Origin of the sequence: Streptomyces panaciradicis (assembly GCF_023516615.1) — a bacterium.
Lineage (GTDB): Bacteria > Actinomycetota > Actinomycetes > Streptomycetales > Streptomycetaceae > Streptomyces > Streptomyces panaciradicis.
In genome coordinates, this window is the sequence record NZ_JAMGBF010000074.1 from 1 (window position 1) to 22,755 (window position 22,755).

Here is a 22,755-nt window from a genome sequence, read left to right on the forward strand (position 1 = left end):
CCGTGCGCCTGGGCCGCCCGCCGGGCTGCCGCCCGGCCGCCGGGGCCTGGGCCGGGGCCGGGGTCGAACGCCTCATCGCCCGTCTCCCGCTGCCGGGGGACACCGGCCGTACGGCTGCGTGTGCCCGCGCGGCCGCGGGTTTCGCCCCAGGGGTCGCTCAAGTCCCACTCCCTACGCTGTGGCCGACGCCAACCGTCCCGGCGCGAACGACCGGGCGGCGGGCGACCGCCCCGCACGTCAGGGCGCACCCCACGGGTTGGATGATTGCGCAATATAGCAACCGTTCCTGAGCCCGCCCGTGTGCGGGATCACATCCCCGCCCGCGCGTTCGAGGCCCCGACCAGGACGGTTGGGCGACGCGACGGTGGGCGCGGGTGTCAGTGGACCCGGGGTGTGAGGGATGACCGGGCGGCGGACGTCACGCCCGCGGCTTCGCCGCCCCCGGCGTGGCCCGCAGGTCCGCGAGGAGCTCGGCCTGCCCGGCCAGGACTCCCGAGAGGATCGTCCGCGCCACCCGCAGCAGCTCGGCCACCTCGGGACTGGTCAGGGAGTAGTAGACGGTCGAGCCCTCCTTACGGGTCACGACCAGGTTCGCCCGGCGCAGCACGGCGAGCTGCTGGGACAGGTGCGCGGGTTCGATGCCCACCTCGGGCAGCATCTCCGCGACCGCGTGCTCGCGTTCGCTCAGCAGCTCCAGGACGCGGATGCGCGCCGGGTGACCGAGGGTTTTGAAGAACTCGGCCTTCAGCTGGTACAGCGGCGTACTCACCGTGCCGTCTCCTCCACCCGCACACCAGGCCGGACCGCCGCGGCCGGCGGTACGACATCATCAATTATCGACTTTAGCAATTACGCATTGTCATGTGAGGATCATGCCTGCCCGCTCCGCTCAGAGCGGCAGGGTGATCCAGATGCTCTTGCCGCCGCCGTCGGCGTCGGGCCGGACGACCGCGGTGCCGTGCAGGGCGAGCAGGAGTTCCATGACGGTACCGAGGCCTCCCGCGCCGGCCCCGGTGACCGCCGCGTACAGCGCCGGCTGGTAGGGGTGACGGTCGTGGACGGCGAAGGCCAGGCAGTCCGCGCCCGCAGCGTATGTCACGGTCACCGTCGGGGAGAGCACGGCGGCGTGCCGGACACTGTTGGTGACCAGCTCGCTCAGGATCAGCAGGGCCGGGTCCACGGCGCGGTGCCGTAGCCCGATCCCCCACTCGACCAGGGCCTGCTCGGCCGTCTCACGAGCCGCCCGGACGGCCGAGGGCGCGGTGGGCAGCGTGAGCACATGCCGGTGGGGAAGAGCCTGCGGTCGTGTGGGCATCCCTCACGCCTCCCCGCGCGCGACACGGAACCCGGTGACGGCCCGGGGGCGGATGCGCAGGATCGTGTCCTGCGGACCGGGGGTCCAGCCGCCGGGGGCACGCTGCCGGGTGCCGTCGGTGACGGCGGCGTCGGCGGCGGCGGTGGCGTCGTCGACGGTGGCGGTGACGACGTCGGCGGCGGCGTCGTCGGCGGTGGCGGTGACGACCTCGGCCGGACCGGAGACGGTGACCGTCCAGCCGGTGCCGGGCAGGGCGCGGCACTCCTCCACCTCGCAGGTGGCCGTCGCCGGCCCGTCGGTGGCCGGGCCGCATGTGCGCACGAGCAGGCGGCCGTCCGCCCACACCTGCGCGGCGGGCCGCAGCACGGTCAGGTACCGCTGCGTGTACACGAGCCGGCCCGGGCGGCCGCGCCGCAGGAGACACAGGGCCTCCGCGCCGGAGACCTCGACCGTCCGGAGCGTGGCGGGGGCGGTGCTCATCGCAGGGCCTCCTCCGTGGCGGTGCCCGAGGGCCGGGGCGGGGGCAGGACTCCGGTGGCCTCCAGGTGGTCGCGCGCCGCACGGATCGCCTCGGGCGTGGTGGCGTACTCCTGACCGTCGCGCCGGAGCAGGTCGAGGGCGCCGACGGACTCGAGGACCTGCAGCTGGCCGGCGCGTATACCGGAGGCGAGCACCACGATGCCCCGGCGCCGCAGCTTCTCCACCGCGTCCTTCAGCACCAGGGCGCCGGTCGCGTCCATCGTCGACACCCGGGACATACGGAGGATGACGACGCGGACGTCCGCGACCTCGGTCAGCTCCAGCAGGAAGCGGTGGGCCGCGGCGAAGAACAGGGGACCGTCGATGCGGTACGCCACGATGTGCTCGGCGAGCAGCGCGTGCTCCTCGTCGCTGTGGTCGCCGCGGTCCAGCGGCACCTGTTCGACCCGGGCCTGCCGGGCGACGGCGCGCAGGGCGAGGACACCCGCCACGGCGAGGCCGATGATCACGGCGTAGACGAGGTCGAGGGCCAGGGTCGCGACGGCGGTCAGGACGAGGATCAGCGCGTCCGAGCGCGTCGCCCTCGCCATGGCCCGCAGCGAGCCGACCTCGACCATGCGGATCGCGGTGGCCAGCAGGACGCCGGCGAGCGCGGCCAGCGGAATCCTCGACACCAGGGGCGCGGCCGCGAGGACGATCAGGGCGAGGACGGCGGCGTGCACGAGGGAGGCGAGGCGGGAACTCGCGCCCGTGCGGACGTTGACCGCGGTACGGGCTATGGCGCCGGTCGCCGGGACCCCGCCGAACAGGGGCGCCGCGATGTTCGCCAGCCCCTGTCCGAACAGTTCCCGGTCCGGGTCGTGCCGCTGGCCCACCGTCATCGCGTCGGCGACCGAGGCCGACAGCAGTGACTCCAGGGCCGCCAGGGCGGCGACGGCCACCGCGGGCGCGACCAGGGTGCCGAGCGAGCCGAGGTCGAGGAAGGACAGGGACGGCATCGGCAGTCCGGACGGCAGGTCGCCGATCGGCTTCGCCGCGTCCAGGTGCGCCAGCTGGGCCACGGCCGTGGCGGCGATCACGGCGACGATCGAGAACGGCACGGCCGGCCGCCACCGCGCCCCCAGCAGCATCACCGCGGCCACGCCGACCGCGAGGCCGGCCGCCGTCCAGTTCGGGGACCGGACGAACTCCTCGGCGGCCCGCCAGGCCACCACCAGCACCCGGTCGCCCTCCGGCTTGGGCACGCCGAGCGCGTTCGGGAGCTGCTGCAGGCCGATCACGCAGGCGATGCCGAGGGTGAAGCCCTCGACGACCGGGGCGGGCACGTACTGCATGTAGCGGCCGGCGCGCAGCACCGCCAGGCCGACCAGCAGGACGCCCGCCATCAGGCCGACGGTGAGCACGCCCCCCGGGCCATACCGGCCCACGATCGGCACCAGGACCACCGTCATGGCGCCGGTCGGGCCGGAGACCTGCAGGTTGGACCCGCCGAACACCGCGGCGACGGCGCCCGCGACCACGGCGGTCGCCAGTCCCGCCGCGGCGCCGAGTCCGGAGGAGACGCCGAAACCGAGCGCGAGCGGCAGGGCGACGATGGCCACGGTGAGACCGGCGAGCAGGTCCCGGCGCGGATCCCGTCGTACCTGCGCGAGATCGGTGCGGGAGGGCAGCAACGACAGGAGGCGGGCGGCCGCCCGGCGGATCGTGGTGGTCATCGGGTGACGCCCTCGGCTTCCCTGGCATTACTTGCGAGCACAGCCATGACAGCATCTAACGAATTGCGAAACTTTGCAATTCAGCATCTGTCATCGAGAGGGCACAGGCGGGCGACGGGAGGGCCAACCGGCCGCCGGGTGAGGCCTGTTGGACCGGCATCCGAGCGGCGGAGCCGGTCCCATGATGGCGAGCACGGCCCCGGGCGCTGCCCGTGGCGCGTCACCGAGGAGGGAACCGGATCATGACCGACACCGGAGCGCTGCTGGCCGAGGTGGTGGGGGCGGAGCACGTCCTGAGCGGGGAGGGTGTGCCGGCGGAGTACGGACACGACGAGTCGCTGACCGCCGTGGCCCGCACGCCCGCGTACCTGGTGCGGCCCGCCACGGCGGACGAGGTGTCGGAGGTGATGTCGCTCGCCGCGGCGCGGCGGATCGCGGTGACCGCCCGCGGGTCGGGGACCGGGCTGTGCGGGGCGTGCGTGCCGCGCGCCGACGGGATCGTCGTCTCCTTCGAGCGGATGAACCGGATCGTCGAGATCGACACCGACAACCACGTCGCCGTCGCCCAGGCCGGCGTGACCCTGGCCGAACTCGACGAGCGGACCGCCGCGGCCGGGCTGTGCTACCCCGTGCGCCCCGGCGAGCAGGGCGCCTCGGTCGGCGGGACCGTCAACACCAACGCCGGCGGCATGCACGCCGTCCGGCACGGTGTGACCCGGCACCATGTCCTCGGCGTCGAGGCCGTCCTCGCCTCCGGCGAGATCGTGCGCAGCGGCGGCCGGTACGTGAAGACCAGTACCGGCTACGACCTGACGCAGCTCCTCGTGGGTTCGGAGGGCACGCTGGCCCTGGTGACCGAGGCGGTCCTGCGGCTGCGCCCGCGGGCCGAGCACCGTGCGACGGTGCTGGCGCCGTTCGCCTCGGCCGAGGAGGTCTCGCGGGCGGTGCCGCGGCTGCTGGCCGGGGGCGTGGATCCGCTGGCCCTGGAGTACGTCGACATGCTCACCATGGCGGCCATGACGGAGCGGCAGGAGCTGGCCCTCGGCATTCCCGGGCAGGTCCGCCGCACCGCCCTGGGATATCTCGTCGTGGTCCTGGAGGAGCGCTTCGCCGAGCGGCTGGAGGCGGACGTGGAGCGGCTGGGCGAGCAGTTGCTCGGGCTGGGCGCGGCCGACGTCTACGTGCTGCCCGCGGCCGCCGCGCGGGATCTGATGGAGGCCCGCGAGCGGGCGTTCTGGGCGTCGAAGGCGGCCGGCGCGGACGAGGTCGTGGACATCGTCGTCCCCCGGGCCGCGCTGCCGAGGCTGTTCGCCGCGGCGGACGCCATCGCCCGGGACAGCGCCTCGATCATCACCGGCTGCGGGCACGCCGGCGACGGCAATGTGCACCTGGCTGTCTTCCAGCCGGACCCCGTGCGGCGCGAGGGGGTGCTGCGCGGGCTGTTCCGGGCCGGTGCGGACCTGGGTGGCGCGATCTCCGGCGAGCACGGCATCGGGACGACGAAGAAGAGGTACTTCCTCGAACTGGAGGACCCGGCCAAGGTGGAGCTGATGCGCCGCGTCAAGCACGCCTTCGACCCCGACGGCATCCTCAACCCGGGGATCCTCTTCGACTGACCGCGTGAAAGGCCGAATCACCGTGAACGGTGCCCATGCCGTGGCCCGCACCCTGCTGGAGTGCGGTGTCGAGATCTGCTTCGCCAACCCCGGCACCTCCGAACTGCACTTCGTGGCCGCCCTGGACGACGAACCCGCCCTGCGGGCCGTGCCGTGCCTGTTCGAGGGGGTGGCCACCGGCGCGGCCGACGGCTGGGGCAGGATGACGGGCCGGCCGGCGGCCACCCTGCTGCACCTGGGGCCCGGCCTGGGCAACGGCCTGGCCAACCTGCACAACGCCCGCCGCGCGAACACCCCGCTGGTCAACCTGATCGGCGACCACGCCCTGTTCCACAAGAAGTACGACGCCCCGCTGGAGTCGGACGTCGACGCCCTGGCCGGGACCGTGTCCGGCTGGGTGCGCCGCTGCGAGGACCCGGCGACGGCCGGCAGCGACGTGGCCGAGGCGGTGGCCGCCGCCACCGGCGCCCCCGGGCAGGTGGCCACGGTGATCCTGCCCGCCGACGTGTCCTGGTCGGACGGTGCACGGCCCGCACCGCGCGGGGGCGCCCGGCCGCCCGCCGCCGTACCCGAGCAGACGATCGTGGAGGTGGCGCAGGCGCTGCGCGGCGGCGAGCCGGCCGCGATCCTGCTGGGCGGACCCGCCACCCGCGAACCGGCGTTGCGGGCGGCCGCCCGGATCGCCGCCGCCACCGGCGCCCGGCTGCTGTGCGAGACCTTCCCGGCCCGCCTGGAGCGCGGTGCGGGTCTGCCGTCCGTGGAGCGGCTGGGCTATCTCGCCGAGGGGGCGATGGCGCAGCTGCGCGACGTGCGGCACCTGGTGCTGGCCGGCGCCCGAGCGCCGGTGTCGTTCTTCGCCCATCCCGGCCTGCCGGGTGCGCTCGCGCCCGACGACTGCCGTATCCACACACTGGCGACGGCCGCCGACGACGCGGCCGGGGCACTGGGCCGGCTGGCCGACACGGTGGCGGCGGGGATCGTGCCGGTGGTGCAGGCCGCGGAGCGTCCCGAGGCGCCCTCGGGTGCGCTGACCGCCGAGAGCGCGGCGGCGGCCGTCGGCGCCCTGCTGCCGGAGGGCGCGATCGTGGTCGACGAGGCGAACACCTCCGGTCTCTGGCTGCCCGGCGCCACCGCGGGCGCACCCCGGCACGACTGGCTGACCCTCACCGGCGGCGCCATCGGCCAGGGCCTGCCGCTCGCCGCGGGCGCCGCGCTCGCCTGCCCGGACCGGCCGGTGCTGTGCCTGGAGGCCGACGGCAGCGCGATGTACACGGTCTCCGCGCTGTGGACCCATGCCCGCGAGCACCTGGACATCACGACGGTGGTCTTCGCCAACAGCGCGTACGCGATCCTGGGCATGGAGTCCCAGCGGCTCGGCATGAGCGCGGACGGGCCGGCCCGCCGCGATCTGCTCGACCTGTCCCGTCCCCGCATCGACTTCGTCGCGCTGGCCCGGGGCATGGGCGTGCCCGCCACCCGGGCGACGACCGCCGAGGACTTCACCGCCCAACTGCGCTCGGCACTCGCCGAACCCGGTCCGCACCTCATCGAGGCGGACGTCCCCCCGCTGTTCTGAGCCAACTCCCCGTCGACTCAACTCCCCTGCCTTCAGGCGGCGTTGACACCCGGGCCGATCCGCGAAACGGTGATGACCCCGTCGGCCCGCCCGGAGGTCCGCCATGGCTCCGCCGCCCGCACCCTCGTCCGACACCGGCCTCGTGGCACGCCTGCGGGACCTCGCCCCCTTCGTCCGCGAGCACGCGCTGCGCGCGGAGCAGGAGCGGCGGGTGCCGGACGAGGTGGTCGCGGCCCTCACGGAGACCGGGGTGTACCGGATGAACGTGCCCCGGCGGTACGGCGGTTACCAGACGGCGCCGCACACCCAGGTCGAGGCCCTCGCCGAGATCGCCGCCGCCTGCGGCTCGACCGCGTTCGCCACGCTGATCCAGGCGGGCTGCGCCTTCATCGCGGCGCTCTTCCCCGACGAGGCGCAGGACGAGATCTTCACCGGTCCCGACGTACGGGTCGGCGGCACCCTCGTCCCGGACGCCACCGCGAAGGCCACGGACGGGGGTTACCTGGTCGACGGCACCTCCGCCTTCGCCACCGGCTGCCGGCACGCCGACTGGCATCTGCTCACCGCCCGGGTGGAGACCGAGGACGGGCCGCCGCAGGCGCTGTGGACCGCCGTACCGATGTCGGAGCTGGAGATCCTCGACGACTGGTACGTCTCCGGACTGGCCGGCAGCGGCAGCAACAGTGTCGTCGCGCGGGACGTCTTCGTGCTGGCCCACCGTGTGCTGCCCGTCGGCCCGCTGCTCGCCGGGGAGTTCCCCTCGAAGAGCAACGCCGACGACCCGTTCTACCAGGTGCCCGTCCTGCTGATGTTCTGCGTGTGGACCGCGCCGCACGCGCTCGGCCTGGCGAGGGGCGCGCTCGCGGAGTTCACCGGACGCATCCACCGCCGGGGCATCACGTACACGTTGCACACGCGGCAGCACGAGGCCGGCGTGACGCATCTGCAGGCCGCCGAGGCGGCGATGAAGATCTCCTGCGCCGAACTGCTGGCGCGGGACCTCGTCGCCCGCGTCGAGGCCGGCGGGCCGTACCCGCGGCGGGACCGCGCCCGGGTCCGGGCACAGACGGGGTACGTGGCACGGTTGTGCAAGGAGGCGGTGGACCTGATCGCGTCCGCCTCCGGGGCGTCGTCCCTGCACCGGGAGGTGCCCGTCCAGCGGGCGGTGCGCGACGTGCAGGCGCTGAACCTGCACGCGTTCGTCAATCCGACGACCAATCTGGAGTTGTACGGCCGGGTGCTGTCGGGGCTCGACCCGGGCACGCCGTTCCTGTGAGCGGCGGGCCGTCGCGGCGGCCGTCTCCTACGGGGCGGCGGCGGGGCCGAAGCCGCTGAGCTGCCGGAATTCCCCCGCGGTCGGCGTCGAGCCAGGCCAGTTGGTAGTGCTCCTCGGGGAACGTCGTGATGACCCGGTCCCTCTCCTTCGTGTCGCACACCCCCTGCCGCAGCTCCTCCACCTCGACGCGGATCCTGGCCCGGCAGCCGATCAGCCCGGCGATCACCTCGACCTTCGCGGGGGCCACGACACCGGCAGGCGGTACGGATCAGCGGCGGCGGCTGTTCAGGGGCGGTGTCCGGGAACAATTCGCTCTCCGCGGGCGCTCACTCAGATACCACCGCCGGTACGAATGCGAGCGAGAAGGAAGGGCGTGAGTCCGATGACGGGCACGGGAGGAGAGCGGTTCCACGAGATCGCCGACTCTGATCTGGTCACCGGTTGCGGCCGGCGTATCGCGGTGAAGTGCCTGCGCCTGACGAAGCAGGAGCGGCCGATCACCCGGATCGCGCTGGACGTGGGCCGGGACGGGGGCGGCGTGCCGGGCGCGTGGGCCGCGCTGACCGCGGACGAGGCCCGCGGCCTGGCCCAACTGCTGCTGGCCCAGGCCGCCGTGGCGGAGCGCGGCACCGACGGGCCGCGCGGCACCCTCAGGTGAAGATGATCTGGCCGCCGGCGGCGTGTGCGTAGAACTCGCCGACGGTGATGATGTCCTGGACCTGCTCGACGAGGTCGTCCTTGTCGAGTTCGAAGAGGTCGACGGAGGCCTTGCAGGCGTAGATGCCCGCGCCGGTGTCGGCGATCATCTCGATGAACTCGGGGATCGGCGGGATGTCGAGCTTGTCCATCTTGCGTTCCATGTAGCGGGTGACCAGGTCGGGCACGCCCGGCATGCCGCCGAGCAGGGTCGGCAGGTGCAGGCCCGGGTTGCCGACGGTGGCCAGCTTGATGTGCTCCCAGTGCTTCTTCGTGATGGCGTCCAGGCCGAAGAAGGTGAAGAACAGGTCGGCCTCGATGCCCTCGGCGCGGGCGCCGTTGGCCATGATCAGAGCCGGGTAGATCCCCTCCAGGGACCCCTTGGAGACGATGATCGAGACCTTCTCGATCGTGGCGGTGTCGGGCATGACCGGCATCCTCCTCAGATGCAGCCGCGGGGCTTGGGGATACCGGCGATCTTCGCGGCCGTCTTCGCCGGTCCCTTGGGGAAGAGCTGGTAGAGCTCCTTGACGCTCACGCCGGAGGTCTTGCCCAGCACCCGCACGGTGGGTCCGGTGCCCTTGGCGGCGTACTGCTCGCGCATGAAGCGGATGACCGTCCAGTGCCGGTCGGTCAGGGTGTCGATGCCGCATTCCTTGGCGATCTGCTCGCCCATGGCCTCGGTCCACCGCTCGGGCTCGGTGAAGAAGCCCTCGTCGTCGACCGGGACGGCCGTGCCGTCATAGGTGGCGGTGGGCATGACTGTCTCCTTCTCGTTCAGGCAGGAAAGTTCTCGCTTGAGGCAGGAAAGTGGATCTTGCCGCGCTCGGGCATCGCCGAGCCGATGCCGGGCATCTCCCGGCCGGGCAGCAGGCTGTGCCAGTACAGCCACTCGAAGGCGAGCTTGCCGAGGTGCGCGGCGTGCGACTCCTTCATCAGCGGCAGGCCCACCGGGCCCGGGAAGTGGCCGGGCAGCGGCTCGGTGTCGTAGTTGAAGTCGATCAGCAGGGCCTTGTGGAAGCCGGTCTCGACGAAACAGTTGGCGTGCCCGTCGAAGGAGCCGTCCAACGGCTCTCCCGCGAGGAAGCGGCCGATGTTGCGCACCAGCACCTCGCCCTCGAAGTGGGCCACCGAACCGGCCTTGGAGGCCGACAGCCCGGCGGCGTCGCCGATGGCGAACACCTCGGGGTGGTCCGGGAGTTGAAGGGTGTGCGGGTCGACCGGCACGAACCCCAGCTCGTCGCCCAGGCCCGGCGAGCGCTCCACGTACTCGGCGCCGCCGTGCAGCGGCACGACGACGGCCAGGTCGAAGCCCACCTCCCGCTCGTCGTACGACACCAGCCGGCCGCCCTTGCCGTCGACCTCGCCGAGCGTGAACTCGGTGACCAGCTCCACGCCCTTGCGCTTCAGCAGTCCGCCGAGCGTCCGGGCGGCGACCGGCTTGGTGAACGCCCCGTCCAGCGGGGTGGCATACGTCAGCTCGACCCGGTCCCTGATGCCGCGGCGCTGGAAGTACCAGTCGGCCAGGAAGGCGAACTCCAGCGGCGCGACCGGGCACTTGACCGGCATGTCCGCCACGTCGACGACGACACGGCCCCCCTCGAAACGCTCCAGCGCTTCGTGCAGGCCCACCGCGCCGGGCAGGTCGTAGAAGGTGAAGACACTCTCGCCCCACCCCGGCCCGGTCAGCCCCTCGGTCTCCTCCGGGAGCAGCCGGGCACCGGTGGCGACCACCAGAACGTCGTAGGCGACCCAGCCGCCGACCGCGAAGTACACGGTCCGCGCGTCGAGGTCGACCCGGTCGATACGGGCCCGCCGGTAGTCGATGCCGTCGTGCAGCTGGTGCGGCCGGGAGCGGACCAGGGCGTGCTGCTGGGCGAGCCCGAACGGCACGAACAGCAGTCCCGGCTGGTAGACGTGGCTGTCGTCCTGGTCGACGACCGTGATCCGCAGCTCACTCTCGTCGTACGCGCGGCGCAGCCGGTTGGCCGTCATGGTGCCGGCGGTGCCGCTTCCGAGAATCACGATGTGTGTGCCCATGCCTCCACGGTCGGGCCCGAGATCAGTCCGGGGCAGGGGCCGATGGTCCCCTCGACGGGTACCCACCGGGGTATACGTGAGGCCCCCTCGTCCGGGCCGCCGAGCGACGGCCGGCACGTGTGACCGCAGCTCGGCCGCCCCGCCAGGGCCGAACGGCCCCCCGCGCACCCGGGTGGCCCGCTGACCGCCCGGCGCCCGCGCGCTGCACTGAAGACGACAGCGGGTACGGCACCCAGGAGGCAGGTCATGGCAGGAACCGCGCCGGAGACGGCCACGTCAGTTCCCGTGCGGGACTACGCACACGTCATCGACGTCACCCACGTCGACGGAGACGCCTACGCCGTCGACGTCCGCGACCACCGCCTGCTGGTCGACCAGCCCCTGGACGCGGGCGGGACGGACAGGGCGCCGACCCCGACCGAACTGTTCGCCGCGTCGCTGGCCACCTGCGTCGCCTTCTACGCGGGCCGCTTCCTGCACCGGCACGGGCTGGCGCAGACGGGTCTGCGCGTGCGGGCCGAGTTCACGATGGCGCCCGACCGGCCGGCCCGGGTCGACGCCGTACGCATCGTCGTGTCGCCGCCGCCCGGGCTGCCCCCGGAGCGGCTGCCCGCCCTGGCGGCCGTCGTCTCGCACTGCACCGTCCACAACACCTTGCGGCAGCCGCCCGAGATCGCCATCAAGGTGGTGCCGTGAGCGCGCCCGCCGAGTACCGTCCGGTCGCCCCGCGCCCCGCGCACCGAGGAGGTGAACCCGCCGTGCCCTTTCCCCGGCTGCTGAGCCGCCGGCTGCGCGGCGGCGTCAACAGGGCCACCCTGCACCTCGCCGGGCATCTCGCCTTCGCCGACCTCGAACACGTCGGCCGCCGCACCGGCACGGTGCGCCACACACCGCTGCGCGCCTTCCGCACCGGGGACACGGTCGTCGTCGGCGTCAACTTCGGTCGGGAATCGGACTGGTTGCGCAACATCCGGGCCGCCGGCGGTGGCCGGATGCGGCTGGGCGGGCAGTGGCTGCGGCTCGGCGCCCCGCGGATCGTGCCCGTCGCGGAGGGCGTACGGGGCATGCCGTGGCTGTTCGGTGCCGCACTGCGGTACGTGGTGCGGACGAAGGAGTGCGTGGAACTGCCCGTGCTGGGCGAGGGATCGGGGCCACCGACATGATCTTCTTCGCCGTAGTGCTCCAACTCCTCATCCTCGCGGGGGCGTTGTACGACACGGCCCGCCTGCTGGGACCGGACCCGGGCCCGCACCGCGTGGCACGCGCCAGGCGTCGCCGCACGGCGCTGGAGGCCGCCGAGCGACGCCTGGTGGAGCGACGGCTGCACGGCCGGATAGACGCGGTCGCCTACCGGCAGGCGATGCACGCGCTGGCGGAGGGGCGACGGGTGGCGGTGCGGTGGCATCCGCTCACGGAGGGCAGGCGGGCCCTGACCCGAAGCCACCGGCTCGCGGAGGGCCGGCGGGGACGCGGCTGACGGCGGAGGGCCTGCGATCGGGGCGGTCGGCAGTCGGCACGGCCGCGCGCCGCCGCGCACACCCTGCCACGGCGCACGACGCGACACCGCGGCCGGCGCTGATGCGACACCCGGCGTCACGCTGGGCACCGGCACGACACCCGGCACCCGGCACCTCACCCCGCCCGTGACGCGCCCTCCCGGCGCGGTGGCGTGGGCGTGGGCGTCAAGGGCCCGACCGGCCCCTGCTCCGGGCCGCTCGCCCCTCCTGCATCCACGGTCACAGCGATGATCATTGAGTTAGGCGCGGACGCCGGACCCGGCACTGCAAGGGGCTCCCCCGTCCCCTCGGGGACGGCGTCCGTGCCAGGGGGACGGCCGCTCGTGGGACCCGGTCGCGAGTGGGTCGTCCACCGGGTCCCTGGCCGGGCGGTCCGTTCCCCGCCGGGGTTTCACCTGTGCGCGGGGACCGTGCGTCTCCCCCGGGCGCGCCCCCTCATCCGTTCTTGCGGCCGACTCCCGCGTACACCCAGTACTCCGAAGGGTTGTCCGGGACGGCGTCCTGCGGGTCCGGCCGCCACAACGGGACGTGGACCAGGCCCGGTTCGGTCAGTTCGAAGCCGTCGAAGAAGCCGAGGATCTCTTCCTGGGAGCGCGTGGCGACCTGCGAGGTGGCCTTGGAGTTGTACAGCTGCGTCACCGCGGCCGCCGTGCGCGGGCGGTCCTCGTTCGTGGCGTGGGACAGGGCCAGCCAGCCGCCCTCGGGCAGGGCGTCCCGGTAGGCGGCGACGATGCCGGCCGGGTCCTCCTCGGGCGTGACGAAGTGCAGGATCGCGACCATCAGCACCGCCACCGGCTGGTCGAAGTCGATCAGCTTGCGCAGCTGGGGCGCGGACAGGACGTCGGCGGGGCGCCGTATGTCGGCGTCGACGATGTCGGCGTCCGGGTTGTCCGCCAGCAGCGACGTGCTGTGGGCGACGGCCACCGGGTCCTTGTCGACGTAGACCACGCGGGCCCCGGGACTGGCCGCCTGGGCCACCTCGTGCACGTTGCCCTGGGTCGGGATGCCCGAGCCGAGGTCGATGAACTGCCGCACCCCCTCTCCGACGAGGTGACGCACGGCCCGGCCGAGGAAGGCGCGGTTGGCGCGGGCCAGCATGCGCACCTGGGGATCGATGGCCGTGACGGCCGCCACCGCCTCCCGGTCGATGGCGAAATTGTGCTGTCCGCCCAGCATCGCGTCGTACATACGGGCGACACTGGCCCTGTCGGGATCGGTCACCGGTGGTCCTGCACTGTCGGACACCACAACATCCTCTCGGACAAGGGCTCTTGACGCCTCATCATATAGTTGCTGTCGACGCGCGGTGATCCGTTGTCACAGCCGCGCGGCCGGCCCCCCACCCGGAAAGGCACGACCCTGCGGAACGAACCGCGCAGCTCCGCCGACGACACCCCCGCCGTCCTGCCGTCGCCCCGCCGGTCGGCCTTCTCCCCTGCGGCCGACGTCATCGGCTCCGAACTCGATCTGCGGTTGACGGGCAGCCATGTCGTGCACGCCCTGACGCCCGGGTTCTGCGACGCCGCGTCCGTGTACCTGCTGGAGCGCTGGCGGCGCGAGGAGAGCGCATACGCCGTCGCCGATCCGCCCCAGCGGGAGGCGCGCCGGCTCGCGGTCCGCGTGGGCGCGGACGCGCCGGAGACCTGGGAGGGCGTACTGCCGGTCGGCGAGGTGATCGTCTTCCCGCGCGGGACGCCGTACGCGCGCGCCCTGACCGACGGCCACGCGCAGCTGCTGGACACCGTCGACGCGCACACCACCGAGCGGCTGAAGGCCTCGGCGGACGGCGACGAACGCATCGACCAACTGCTGCGGGTGGGGTCCTTCCTGGTGGTGCCGCTGCGGTCGCGCAACGACGCGATCGGGTTCGTGGCCTGCACGCGCGGACCGGACCGGGGGCCGTTCACGACCGCGGACGTCGCCGCCGTGGAGTCGCTGGCCGCACGCGCCGCCGTCGCGCTGGACAACGCGCGCCGCTACGAGCGCGAGCACCGCACCGCCCTGGCCATCCGCAACAGTCTGCTGCCCGGCGCGGTCCAGGAGGTCGAGGGCTGCCGCATCGCGCACGGCTCGCTGCCGGCCGGGCAGGGCACGGTCATCGGCGGCGACTGGTCCGACGTGCTGCGGCGGCCGGGCGACCGGGTCAGCCTGATCGTCGGGGACGCGATGGGGCACGGCCCGGAGTCCGCGGTCGCGATGATCCAGCTGCGCACCGCGGTCCGCACCCTGGCCGGCCTGGACATCCCCGCCGCGGAGCTCATACGGCGGCTGGACGACCTCGCCAGCGAGACCCCGGGCGCCTCCTTCGCGACCTGCATCTACGCCGAGTGGGACGCGCGCCTGCGCACCTGCACCCTGGTGGGCGCCGGGCACCCTCCCCCACTGCTGCGCGGCGCGGACGGCCGGACCGCGCCGGTGCCGCTCGTCGGCGCGGGCCTGCCCCTCGGGCTGGGCGCGGGCAGCTACGAGCCGACCGTGCTGGAGCTGGCGGAGCCCAGCGTGCTGGTGCTCTACAGCGACGGCCTGGTGGAGTCCCGCGACGACGACATCGACCACGGGATCGCGCGGCTGGCCGGCGCCGTGGACGAGGCCGCGCTCGCGCCGCCGGGCGCCGTCGACGACACGCTGTCCGCCGTGTGCCGCAAGCTGCTGCACGCGCCGGCCGGGCCGGGTGGCGGGGACGACCGCACGCTGCTGCTCGCCGAGCTGACGCCCGCGAAGGACTGACACCGCCGCGCGCCCTCAGGCCGTCAGGTTCGCCCACACGGCGTTGCCGCCGGTGAGTCTGGACCGGTCCACCCCCCAGGCGTCGGCGAGCTGTTCCACCAGGAGCAGCCCGCGTCCGCCCTCGTCCTCGGGGCCCGCCTCGCGGCGCGGCAGTTCGCTGCCCGAGTAGTCGTGGTCGTGCACCTCCAGGCGCAGGCACACGTCGCTGACGAAGCCGATGCCGCACAGGATCCGCGCGCTGAGCGTGTGGCGCACGGCGTTGGTGGCGAGCTCGGACAGCAGCAGCACCGCGTCCTCGCACAGCGCGGCCGGCAGCCGCCAGGCGGTGAGCCGGGCGCCCATGGACCGGCGGGCCACTCTCACGCTGGAGCGGTGGGCGGGCAGTTCGAGCCAGTGCGTGCGGTCGGGGTTCGCCACGTCTAACAGCTGTGGTGACGAAGTCAGGTGGGGGGACACGGTGTTGGCCTTCCGTGGGGCGGGCGGCAGCCAGGCGCGGGGGACGCCTCGAACGTCGGAGCACGCCAACTCGGCTTGGGGTGGGCGCGGTTGACGGACCGCGCGCGCGTTCGGCGGCACGGTTCACACACGTAACTATGATCGCACCCAGGTTCAGCCTGCAACAGACCTGCTGATAATTTCAGCGAGCCGGTATCGGTCTGGTGAGGTCATCAAGTCACTGTCAGACTCGGGCGAGTGACAGTTCCTCAGGAGGTAAGGGCGTGAGCGAAGGCCGTCAGGGCACGGGGGGCAACAGTGCCCCCACCGTGCTGCGCATGATCCTCGGCCGCCGGCTGCAGGAGCGCCGGCAGGGTGCGGGCGTCTCGCTGGAGGCGGCCGCCAAGGCGCTGCGCGTCACGCCCCTCACCATCCGCCGGCTGGAGAAGGCGGAGGTGGGGCTGCGCCCGCTGTACGTGGAGCTGCTGCTGCAGACGTACGGGGCCGACCGGCAGGAGATCGACGAGTTCGTCGCCCTCGCCGAGCGGGCCAACGAGCCCGGCTGGTGGCACACCTACCGCGATGTGCTGCCCGGCTGGTTCAGCGCCTATGTGAGCCTGGAGACCGGTGCCAGGACGCTGCGCACCTACGAGCCGCACTACGTCACCGGACTGCTGCAGACGCCCGCCTACGCGCGCGCGGTGCTCGGCGGCGGCTTCCCGAACGACAACGACGAGGACCTCGACCGCCGGGTGGACCTGCGGCTGCGCCGGCAGAGCCTGCTGGACAGACCCGACGCGCCCACGCTGTGGGTGGTGATGGAGGAGGCCGTGCTGCACCGGGTGGTGGGCGGCCCCGAGGTGATGCGGGAGCAGATCGAGCGGCTGCTCGAGGTCTCGGAGCTGGCGCATGTCAGCGTCGACGTCGTGCCGTTCACCGCGGGCGCCCACGTCGGGGCCTGCGCGCCGTTCACCTACTTCCGCTTCGAGGCCCCGGAGCTGCCCGACATCGTCTACACCGAGATCCTCTCGGGCGCGATGTACCTGGACCAGCGCTCCGACGTCGTGGCGCATCTCGAGGCGCACAACCGCATGTCCCTGCTGACCTCGGACGCGGACAGCAGGGCACTCCTGAACCGCATGCGCAAGGAGTACTCATGAGCTTCATCGACTGTCACGTGTACAACGGCATGCCCGCGTCGGACCTCGGCGAACAGGGCTGGGAGTCGCCGTGGAGCGGGCCCAACGGCGGGCAGTGCGTGCAGACGAAGCAGCTGGCCGACGGGCGCGTGGCCCTGCGCCAGTCGACCGACCCGGCCGGGCCCGCCCTCATCTACACCCCGGAGGAGATCGCCGCGTTCGTCGCCGGCGTCAAGCGGGGCCTGGCCGACCATCTGGCCACCGGCTGACCGAGAACCCCAGCGGGAAGGACCCGTGCCGGCCCTGGCCGCGACCTGCCCGACACCCCCACGATCACCACCGAAAGGGACAGGATGAGCAACTCCCACGCCGCGCGGGACATCGACACCAGCCGGCCCCACTCCGCCCGCATGTACGACTACTACCTGGGCGGCAAGGACCACTTCGACATCGACGAGCGGGCCGGTGAGCAGGTCGCCGGCGTCTTCCCGGCGATCTACACGTGCGCCCGCGAGAACCGGGCGTTCATGCACCGCGCCACCCGGGTGCTGGCCCGGGAGCACGGCATCCGGCAGTGGCTGGACATCGGCACCGGCATTCCCACCGAGCCGAACCTGCACCAGGTCGCCCAGTCCGTGGTCCCCGACGCCCGGGTGGTGTACGCCGACAACGACCCGCTGGTGCTCAAGTACGCCGAGCGCCTCATGCGCAGCACGAGCGAGGGCCGTACCACCTACATCCACGCCGACTTCACCGAGCCCGACACCATCCTCAACGCGCCGGAGCTGAGCGAGGCGCTGGACCTGACGCAGCCGGTGGCGCTGTCCCTCAACGCGCTGCTGCACTTCATCCCGGACGCCTGGGGGCCGTACGACATCGTCGCCCGGCTCATGGACGCCCTGCCGTCGGGCAGCGCGCTGGCGATCAGCCACTGCACGCCGGACTTCGACCCCGAGACCTGGCGGAAGCTGGTGGACATCTACATCAGCTCCGGGACCGAGGTGCAGGTGCGGTCCAAGGACGAGTTCGCCCGCTTCTTCGAGGGGTTCGAGCTGCTGGAGCCCGGTGTCAGCGTGGGGCACCGCTGGCGCCCGGAGGCCGAGATCGAAGCGACCGACGCCGAGGTCAGCCTGTGGACGGCGGTGGGGATCAAGCCGTAGGGCCGCACGGGAGAGCGTGGCGGGGCCGGACGGCTCCGGAACCGGGAAGGTCCTGTGGGCCGGTGGTCCCCGGTCCCGGGGCCGACCGGCCCCTCTTGGCCTCAGCGCCCCGGAACGGCCCGGAAAGTCCGGTGGCGGCCTGCTAGACCTGGGGCCGCCGCCCGCCGACGGGGCGGCGCTCTTCCTGCCACACCGTTCCCTTCCGGGAGGTCCCATGCTGTCCGCAGAGTCCGCCGCCGTGGTCCGTGCCACGCTCCCCGCCGTCGCGGGAGCACTCGACGAGATCACGACGCGCTTCTACGGCGCGATGTTCCACGACCGCCCGGAACTGCTCGACGGGATGTTCAACCGCGGCAACCAGGCCAGCGGCGCCCAGCGGCGGGCGCTGGCCGGCTCGATCGCCGGGTTCGCCACCATGCTCCTCGACCACCCCGACGTACGGCCCGACACCCTGCTGGACCGCATCGCCCACAAGCACGCGGCGGTCGGGGTCACCGACGACCAGTACACGATCGTGCACAAGTACCTCTTCGGCGCGATAGCCGAGGTGCTCGGCGACGCGGTCACCCCCGAGGTCGCGGCCGCCTGGGACGAGGTGTACTGGCTGATGGCCGGCGCGCTGATCGGCCAGGAGGCGCGGCTGTACCAGGAGGCGGGCGTCCAGCCGGGCCGGATCTGGCGGCGGTGGACGGTCGTCGAACGCCGTACCGAGACCCCGGACGCGGTGTCCTTCCTGCTGCGTCCCGCCGACGGCGAGGCGGCGCCGCGGGCGCGCGCGGGCCAGTACGTCAGCGTGCGGGTGCGCACGCCCGACGGGGTGCACCAGCTGCGCCAGTACAGCCTGTCCTCGGATCCCGGCACGGACCTGCGGCGCATCACCGTCCGGCGGGTCGAGGGCGAGGGCGGCGCACCGGACGGCGAAGTCTCCAACCTGCTGCACGCCGAGGTGCGCGAGGGCGACGAACTGACGCTGTCGGCGCCCTTCGGCGATGTGTTCCTCGACGACCCGGCCGACACCACCACCCCTGTGGTGCTGGTCTCGGCGGGCATCGGCGGCACCCCCATGACGGGCATCCTCGCCCACCTCGCGGCCATCGGCTCCACCCGCCCGGTCACCGTCCTGCACGCCGACCGCTCCCCCGCCGAGCACGCGCTGCGCGCCGAGACGCGCGAGCTGGCCGGCCGACTGCCCGGCGCACGCGTCGAGTTCTGGTACGAGCGGCCCGGCGCGGAGGAACCCGCCGCCCGCACCGGCCTGATGGACCTCACCGGCATCGAACTGCCCACCGACGCGACGGTGTTCCTGTGCGGCCCGCTGCCCTTCATGCGCGCCGTGCGCACCCAGCTGCTGGGCGCGGGTATCCCGGCCCGCCACATCCGCTACGAGGTCTTCGGCCCCGACCTGTGGCTTCCCGGCGAGTCCGACTGAACGGGCCGCGCCCGTAAGGGCCGTCCGGTCCCCCGGGGTGCCGGACGGCCCACTGACGGCCCCTGGTCCGCAAGGGAAGAGTGAGGTGCGCGGTCGCCGAACGACCGCGGGGAGACGAGGAGTCGGGCGATGGCGAAGGCATACCTGGTGGGCGGTGGGATCGCGGCGCTTTCGGCGGCCGCGTTCCTGATCCGCGACGGCGGGTTCGAGGGGGCGGACATCCACCTCTTCGAGGAGCAGCGGCAGTTGGGCGGCAGCCTGGACGCCGGTGGCACCCCGGACACCGGCTACAGCATGCGCGGCGGGCGGATGTTCGAGGCGGAGTTCCGCTGCACCTACGACCTGCTGTCCGGCATCCCCACCCTCGACGACCCCGCGGTGTCGGTGACCGAGGAGATCCTGTCCGGGCACGAGGAGTTCGGCTGGGACGACGCCGCGCGGCTGGTCGACGGCGAGGGGCGGATCGTCGACACGTCCACGATGGGCTTCTCCGAGCGCGACCGGCTGGAGCTCGTACGCTGTGTGGCGACCCCCGAGAGCCGTCTGGACGGCAAGCGGATCACGGACTGCTTCGGCGAGCACTTCTTCACCACCAACTTCTGGTTCATGTGGTGCACCACGTTCGCCTTCCAGCCCTGGCACAGCGCCATCGAGTTCCGCCGCTATCTGCGCCGCTTCATCCACCTCTTCCCCGAGTTCTCGTCCATGTCGGGGATCCACCGCACCCGTTACAACCAGTACGACTCGATCGTGCTGCCCCTGGCGGCCTGGCTGCGCGAGCGCGGCGTCGTGGTGCACTCCGGCGCCCGGGTCACCGATCTGGGGTTCGCCGCGGGGCGGCACAGCGGCACGGTCGAGACGCTCCACCTCACCCGGGACGGCCACGAGGAGAAGATCGCCGTGGCGCCCGAGGACCTCGTGTTCGTCACCAACGGCTCCATGACCGACGCCTCCACCCTCGGCACCCACACCTCGGCCCCGCCCCCGGCGCCGGGCCGTTCCGGCTCCTGGCTGCTGTGGCACCGACTGGCCCGGGGGCGCGAGGAGTTCGGCAACCCGGCGGCCTTCGACAAGCACGTCAAGGAGTCGCGCTGGGAGTCGTTCACGGTCACCGCCAAGGACCCCACCTTCCTCGACGCGCTCGCCGAGTTCGACGGGCGCGAGACCGGCCGGGGCGGCCTGATGACCTTCACCGACTCCAACTGGCTGCTGACCATCGTCGCCAACCGCCAGCCGGTCTACCGCGACCAGCCCGAGGGTGTCTCGGTGTGGTGGGGCTACGGTCTCTTCCCGGGCCGCGCGGGCAACCACACACCCAAGCCGATGACGATGTGCTCCGGCCGGGAGATCCTGGAGGAGGTCCTGCACCACCTGCGCATCGACGGGGAGCTCGCGGAGCGTGTGCTGGCCACCTCCACGGTCGTGCCGTGCGTGATGCCGTACATCACCAGCCAGTTCCTGGTCCGGCGTCGCGAGGACCGGCCGCACGTGGTGCCGGAGGGGTCGGTGAACCTCGCCTTCATCGGGCAGTTCGCCGAGGTGCCGGACGACGTCGTCTTCACCGTGGAGTACTCGGTGCGCACCGCCTGGACGGCCGTGTCCCGGCTGCTGCGCCTGGACCGGCAGCCGCCCGCGGTCCACAAGGGCCACCACGACCCGCAGGTGCTGGCCGCCGCGCTGGAGACCATGCACCGCCGGTGAGAAGGCGCACGGCCGGGACCTCCATACTGATCGAAACCGCTGTCCGCGCGTCGCTGCTGCGTTAGCCTCGTCTTCCCCTCTTGGGCGAACTGGCATACGACGAACATCACTTCGGGGGACCCGTGTCAGAACACCGGTCGGTGCCGTCGGGCTCGGCACCGGACGAGGCCGCGGCACTGCGGCAGACCGGCGCCGCGCCCCTGCACTCGGGCGATCCGCGGCGCATCGGCCCCTATGTGCCGCTGGCGCTGCTCGGCAGCGGCGGCATGGGACGGGTGTATCTCGCCCGTCCCGCGGGCGGCGGCCCGGGTCTGGTCGCGGCGAAGGTGATCAGGCCCGAGTACGCGGAGGACGCCGGTTTCCGGCGCCGGTTCGAGCGCGAGGCGTCGGTGCACGACCTGGTCCCCACCGCCCGTACGGCCCGGCTGTGCGGCACGGGCTTCGAGGACCGGCTGCTGTGGATGGCCACCGAGTACCTGCCGGGCCTGGATCTGGCGGACGCCGTGCGTGAGGACGGCGCCCTGGCGACCGCCGCGGTGTGGCGGCTGGTGGCCGAGCTGGGGCGGGCGCTGGCCGACCTGGCCGCCGCCGGGATCGTGCACCGGGATCTGAAACCGTCGAACGTGCTGCTGACGGTGCACGGCGCGCACGTCATCGACTTCGGCCTGTCGAAGGCCGTCGACGCGAGCGCGCTGACCGGCACGGGCAACCGGGTGGGGACCCCTGCGTACATGTCGCCGGAGCACCTGCGCACGGGCACCTGCGAGCCGCCCTCGGACGTGTTCTCGCTGGGCGCCACGCTGGTCTACGCGGCGACCGGGCATGCGCCGTTCGGCGACGGCACGGGCGTCGACGTGATGCACCGGGTGGCCTTCGAGGAGCCCGACGGAGAGCTGCTGGGCCAGGTCGCGGAGGCGGACGCGGACCTCGCGGCCCTGCTGGCCGCCTGCCTGGCCAAGGAGCCGGAGGGCCGGCCCACCCCGCGGGACCTGGTCGACACGGCCTCGGGCCATGCCGAGGCGGCCGACTGGCCCGAGCCGCTGGCCGGCCGGGTGCTGGCCCGGCAGCGGGCGTACGAGGTCCTCGACGGCCTGCCCGGCGAGGGGACGACCCGCCTGCGCTCTCCCGAGGAGCCGGTGGCCGTGGTCGCCGCTCCGGCCGGGGCCGCGGCCCGGCCCGCCGGGGGCGAGGCCGAAGCGGGCGTGACGCCGGCGGACCCGCCCGAGCGCTTACCCGCCGACCAGCCCCGCACCGCCGGCCGCAGGAAGCCGCTGCTGGTCGTCGCCGCCGGCGTCGTGCTCTGCGCGACGGCCGCGGGCATCCTCGCTCTCGACAACCCCCTCCCGCCCGCTTCCCACGCCCCGCCCGGCTCCCGCGCGGCCGGCGGCGGCACCGTGTCCGACGGCGCCCGGCCGACGGCATCGGGCTCCTTGGGGTACACGTCCGCCTCCGGCAAGAGCGTCGACGGAGGGGCGCGGACCGCCGACTCCCCCTCGGCGTCCACCACCACCGGCCCGGCCCGGGCCGGGCGCCACGGCACCTCCACCGCCCCGGCGGCCCCCGTGCCGAGCGCGAGCGACGAACCGACCGGGGCGGCGCCGACAACGGCCACGCCCGAGGCTCCCGCGACCCCGCCCTGGATCTCCGACTGCACCTACTACGCCGGCAGCGGCCGCACCCGCGAGGGCGACAGCGGCAAACGGGTCCTGCAGGTGCAGTGCATGCTGACCAAGCGCGGCTACAGCGTGGGCGGTTCGGGCGTCGACGGCGAGTTCGGCCCCGGCACGACGGCCGCCGTGGAGAGCTTCCAGAACGACAAGGGGCTCGAGGCCGACGGCGTCGTGAGCCACGACACCTGGACCGCGCTGCGCGAAACCGACTGAGCGCGTGATCGACACCACAATCGACACGGTGCCGTTTCGATAGCGGCGGG

General features: G+C 73.4%; 23 protein-coding genes. 14 read left to right on the forward strand and 9 right to left on the reverse strand.

Features of this window, described 5'->3' with window-relative positions:
- Positions 1–418: 418 nt before the first annotated feature.
- From M8J74_RS23920 to M8J74_RS23935, 4 genes are all read right to left on the reverse strand, one after another.
- The gene (locus tag M8J74_RS23920; protein WP_249838413.1) at positions 419–769 is read right to left on the reverse strand and encodes an ArsR/SmtB family transcription factor; all 351 of its coding nucleotides are present in this window, start codon (positions 767–769) and stop codon (positions 419–421) included.
- Positions 770–889: 120 nt separating this feature from the next.
- Positions 890–1,315, reverse strand: coding sequence for an ATP-binding protein (locus M8J74_RS23925; protein WP_249838414.1), 426 nt, complete (start codon positions 1,313–1,315; stop codon positions 890–892).
- A 3-nt stretch (positions 1,316–1,318) separates the two neighbouring features.
- Positions 1,319–1,795 (reverse strand): pyridoxamine 5'-phosphate oxidase family protein, encoded by a 477-nt coding sequence (locus M8J74_RS23930; RefSeq protein ID WP_249838415.1) that lies wholly within the window; start codon positions 1,793–1,795, stop codon positions 1,319–1,321.
- A complete protein-coding gene (locus M8J74_RS23935; RefSeq protein ID WP_249838416.1) occupies positions 1,792–3,510 on the reverse strand; it encodes a SulP family inorganic anion transporter in 1,719 nt (572 codons plus the stop codon). The genes M8J74_RS23930 and M8J74_RS23935 overlap by 4 nt, the downstream gene beginning before the upstream one ends.
- A gap of 242 nt (positions 3,511–3,752) precedes the next feature.
- Between M8J74_RS23935 and M8J74_RS23940 the strand changes: the two genes are divergently transcribed.
- The 4 genes from M8J74_RS23940 (at position 3,753) to M8J74_RS23960 (ending at position 8,636) form a co-directional block, all read left to right on the forward strand.
- The gene (locus M8J74_RS23940; protein WP_249838417.1) at positions 3,753–5,126 is read left to right on the forward strand and encodes an FAD-binding oxidoreductase; all 1,374 of its coding nucleotides are present in this window, start codon (positions 3,753–3,755) and stop codon (positions 5,124–5,126) included.
- Between the two features lie 22 nt (positions 5,127–5,148).
- Entirely contained in the window at positions 5,149–6,702 is a 1,554-nt protein-coding gene (locus M8J74_RS23945) for an acetolactate synthase large subunit (protein WP_249838418.1), read from the forward strand.
- A 103-nt stretch (positions 6,703–6,805) separates the two neighbouring features.
- Entirely contained in the window at positions 6,806–7,978 is a 1,173-nt protein-coding gene (locus M8J74_RS23950; protein WP_249838419.1) for an acyl-CoA dehydrogenase family protein, read from the forward strand.
- A gap of 382 nt (positions 7,979–8,360) precedes the next feature.
- Positions 8,361–8,636, forward strand: a complete 276-nt coding sequence (locus tag M8J74_RS23960; protein WP_058927000.1) for a hypothetical protein — start codon at positions 8,361–8,363, stop codon at positions 8,634–8,636.
- Here M8J74_RS23960 and M8J74_RS23965 read toward each other — a convergent pair.
- Genes M8J74_RS23965 through sqr form a run of 3 tightly spaced genes read right to left on the reverse strand, consistent with a single transcriptional unit; the run spans position 8,629 to position 10,714 of the window.
- Complete coding sequence (locus M8J74_RS23965) at positions 8,629–9,102, reverse strand: DsrE/DsrF/DrsH-like family protein (protein WP_249838420.1); 474 nt, start codon at positions 9,100–9,102, stop codon at positions 8,629–8,631. The genes M8J74_RS23960 and M8J74_RS23965 overlap by 8 nt on opposite strands.
- 14 nt (positions 9,103–9,116) lie before the next feature.
- On the reverse strand, positions 9,117–9,434 hold the full coding sequence (locus tag M8J74_RS23970) for a TusE/DsrC/DsvC family sulfur relay protein (protein WP_249838421.1): 318 nt from the start codon (positions 9,432–9,434) through the stop codon (positions 9,117–9,119).
- Positions 9,435–9,451: 17 nt separating this feature from the next.
- Entirely contained in the window at positions 9,452–10,714 is a 1,263-nt protein-coding gene (sqr, locus tag M8J74_RS23975) for a type III sulfide quinone reductase, selenoprotein subtype (protein ID WP_249838422.1), read from the reverse strand.
- A 246-nt stretch (positions 10,715–10,960) separates the two neighbouring features.
- Between sqr and M8J74_RS23980 the strand changes: the two genes are divergently transcribed.
- Genes M8J74_RS23980 through M8J74_RS23990 form a run of 3 tightly spaced genes read left to right on the forward strand, consistent with a single transcriptional unit; the run spans position 10,961 to position 12,191 of the window.
- Positions 10,961–11,410 carry an OsmC family protein gene (locus M8J74_RS23980; RefSeq protein WP_249838423.1) on the forward strand — a complete coding sequence of 150 codons (450 nt, stop codon included), beginning with the start codon at positions 10,961–10,963 and terminating at the stop codon, positions 11,408–11,410.
- Complete coding sequence (locus tag M8J74_RS23985; protein ID WP_249838424.1) at positions 11,407–11,877, forward strand: nitroreductase family deazaflavin-dependent oxidoreductase; 471 nt, start codon at positions 11,407–11,409, stop codon at positions 11,875–11,877. The genes M8J74_RS23980 and M8J74_RS23985 overlap by 4 nt, the downstream gene beginning before the upstream one ends.
- On the forward strand, positions 11,874–12,191 hold the full coding sequence (locus M8J74_RS23990) for a hypothetical protein (RefSeq protein ID WP_249838425.1): 318 nt from the start codon (positions 11,874–11,876) through the stop codon (positions 12,189–12,191). Before M8J74_RS23985 ends, M8J74_RS23990 begins: the two co-directional genes overlap by 4 nt.
- A 475-nt stretch (positions 12,192–12,666) precedes the next feature.
- Here the strand turns inward: M8J74_RS23990 and M8J74_RS23995 are convergent, their stop codons facing one another.
- Positions 12,667–13,452, reverse strand: coding sequence for an SAM-dependent methyltransferase (locus M8J74_RS23995; protein WP_308406089.1), 786 nt, complete (start codon positions 13,450–13,452; stop codon positions 12,667–12,669).
- A 93-nt stretch (positions 13,453–13,545) separates the two neighbouring features.
- On the opposite strand from M8J74_RS23995, the gene M8J74_RS24000 reads away from it, so the two are divergent.
- Positions 13,546–14,958 (forward strand): PP2C family protein-serine/threonine phosphatase, encoded by a 1,413-nt coding sequence (locus M8J74_RS24000; protein WP_249838426.1) that lies wholly within the window; start codon positions 13,546–13,548, stop codon positions 14,956–14,958.
- A 15-nt stretch (positions 14,959–14,973) separates the two neighbouring features.
- On the opposite strand, the gene M8J74_RS24005 is transcribed toward M8J74_RS24000, so the two are convergent.
- Entirely contained in the window at positions 14,974–15,414 is a 441-nt protein-coding gene (locus M8J74_RS24005) for an ATP-binding protein (RefSeq protein WP_249838427.1), read from the reverse strand.
- A gap of 263 nt (positions 15,415–15,677) precedes the next feature.
- On the opposite strand from M8J74_RS24005, the gene M8J74_RS24010 reads away from it, so the two are divergent.
- From M8J74_RS24010 to M8J74_RS24035, 6 genes are all read left to right on the forward strand, one after another.
- Positions 15,678–16,553 (forward strand): Sco1979 family transcriptional regulator, encoded by an 876-nt coding sequence (locus M8J74_RS24010; protein ID WP_249838428.1) that lies wholly within the window; start codon positions 15,678–15,680, stop codon positions 16,551–16,553.
- Complete coding sequence (locus tag M8J74_RS24015) at positions 16,550–16,801, forward strand: DUF397 domain-containing protein (RefSeq protein ID WP_058926992.1); 252 nt, start codon at positions 16,550–16,552, stop codon at positions 16,799–16,801. Before M8J74_RS24010 ends, M8J74_RS24015 begins: the two co-directional genes overlap by 4 nt.
- 84 nt (positions 16,802–16,885) lie before the next feature.
- Positions 16,886–17,692: an SAM-dependent methyltransferase gene (locus tag M8J74_RS24020; protein ID WP_249838429.1), complete on the forward strand. Its 807-nt coding sequence runs from the start codon at positions 16,886–16,888 to the stop codon at positions 17,690–17,692.
- Positions 17,693–17,906: 214 nt separating this feature from the next.
- Positions 17,907–19,121, forward strand: a complete 1,215-nt coding sequence (locus M8J74_RS24025; RefSeq protein WP_249838430.1) for a globin domain-containing protein — start codon at positions 17,907–17,909, stop codon at positions 19,119–19,121.
- Between the two features lie 129 nt (positions 19,122–19,250).
- Positions 19,251–20,822, forward strand: coding sequence for an oleate hydratase (locus tag M8J74_RS24030; protein WP_249838431.1), 1,572 nt, complete (start codon positions 19,251–19,253; stop codon positions 20,820–20,822).
- Positions 20,823–20,944: 122 nt separating this feature from the next.
- A complete protein-coding gene (locus tag M8J74_RS24035) occupies positions 20,945–22,705 on the forward strand; it encodes a protein kinase domain-containing protein (RefSeq protein ID WP_249838432.1) in 1,761 nt (586 codons plus the stop codon).
- Positions 22,706–22,755 lie beyond the last annotated feature (50 nt).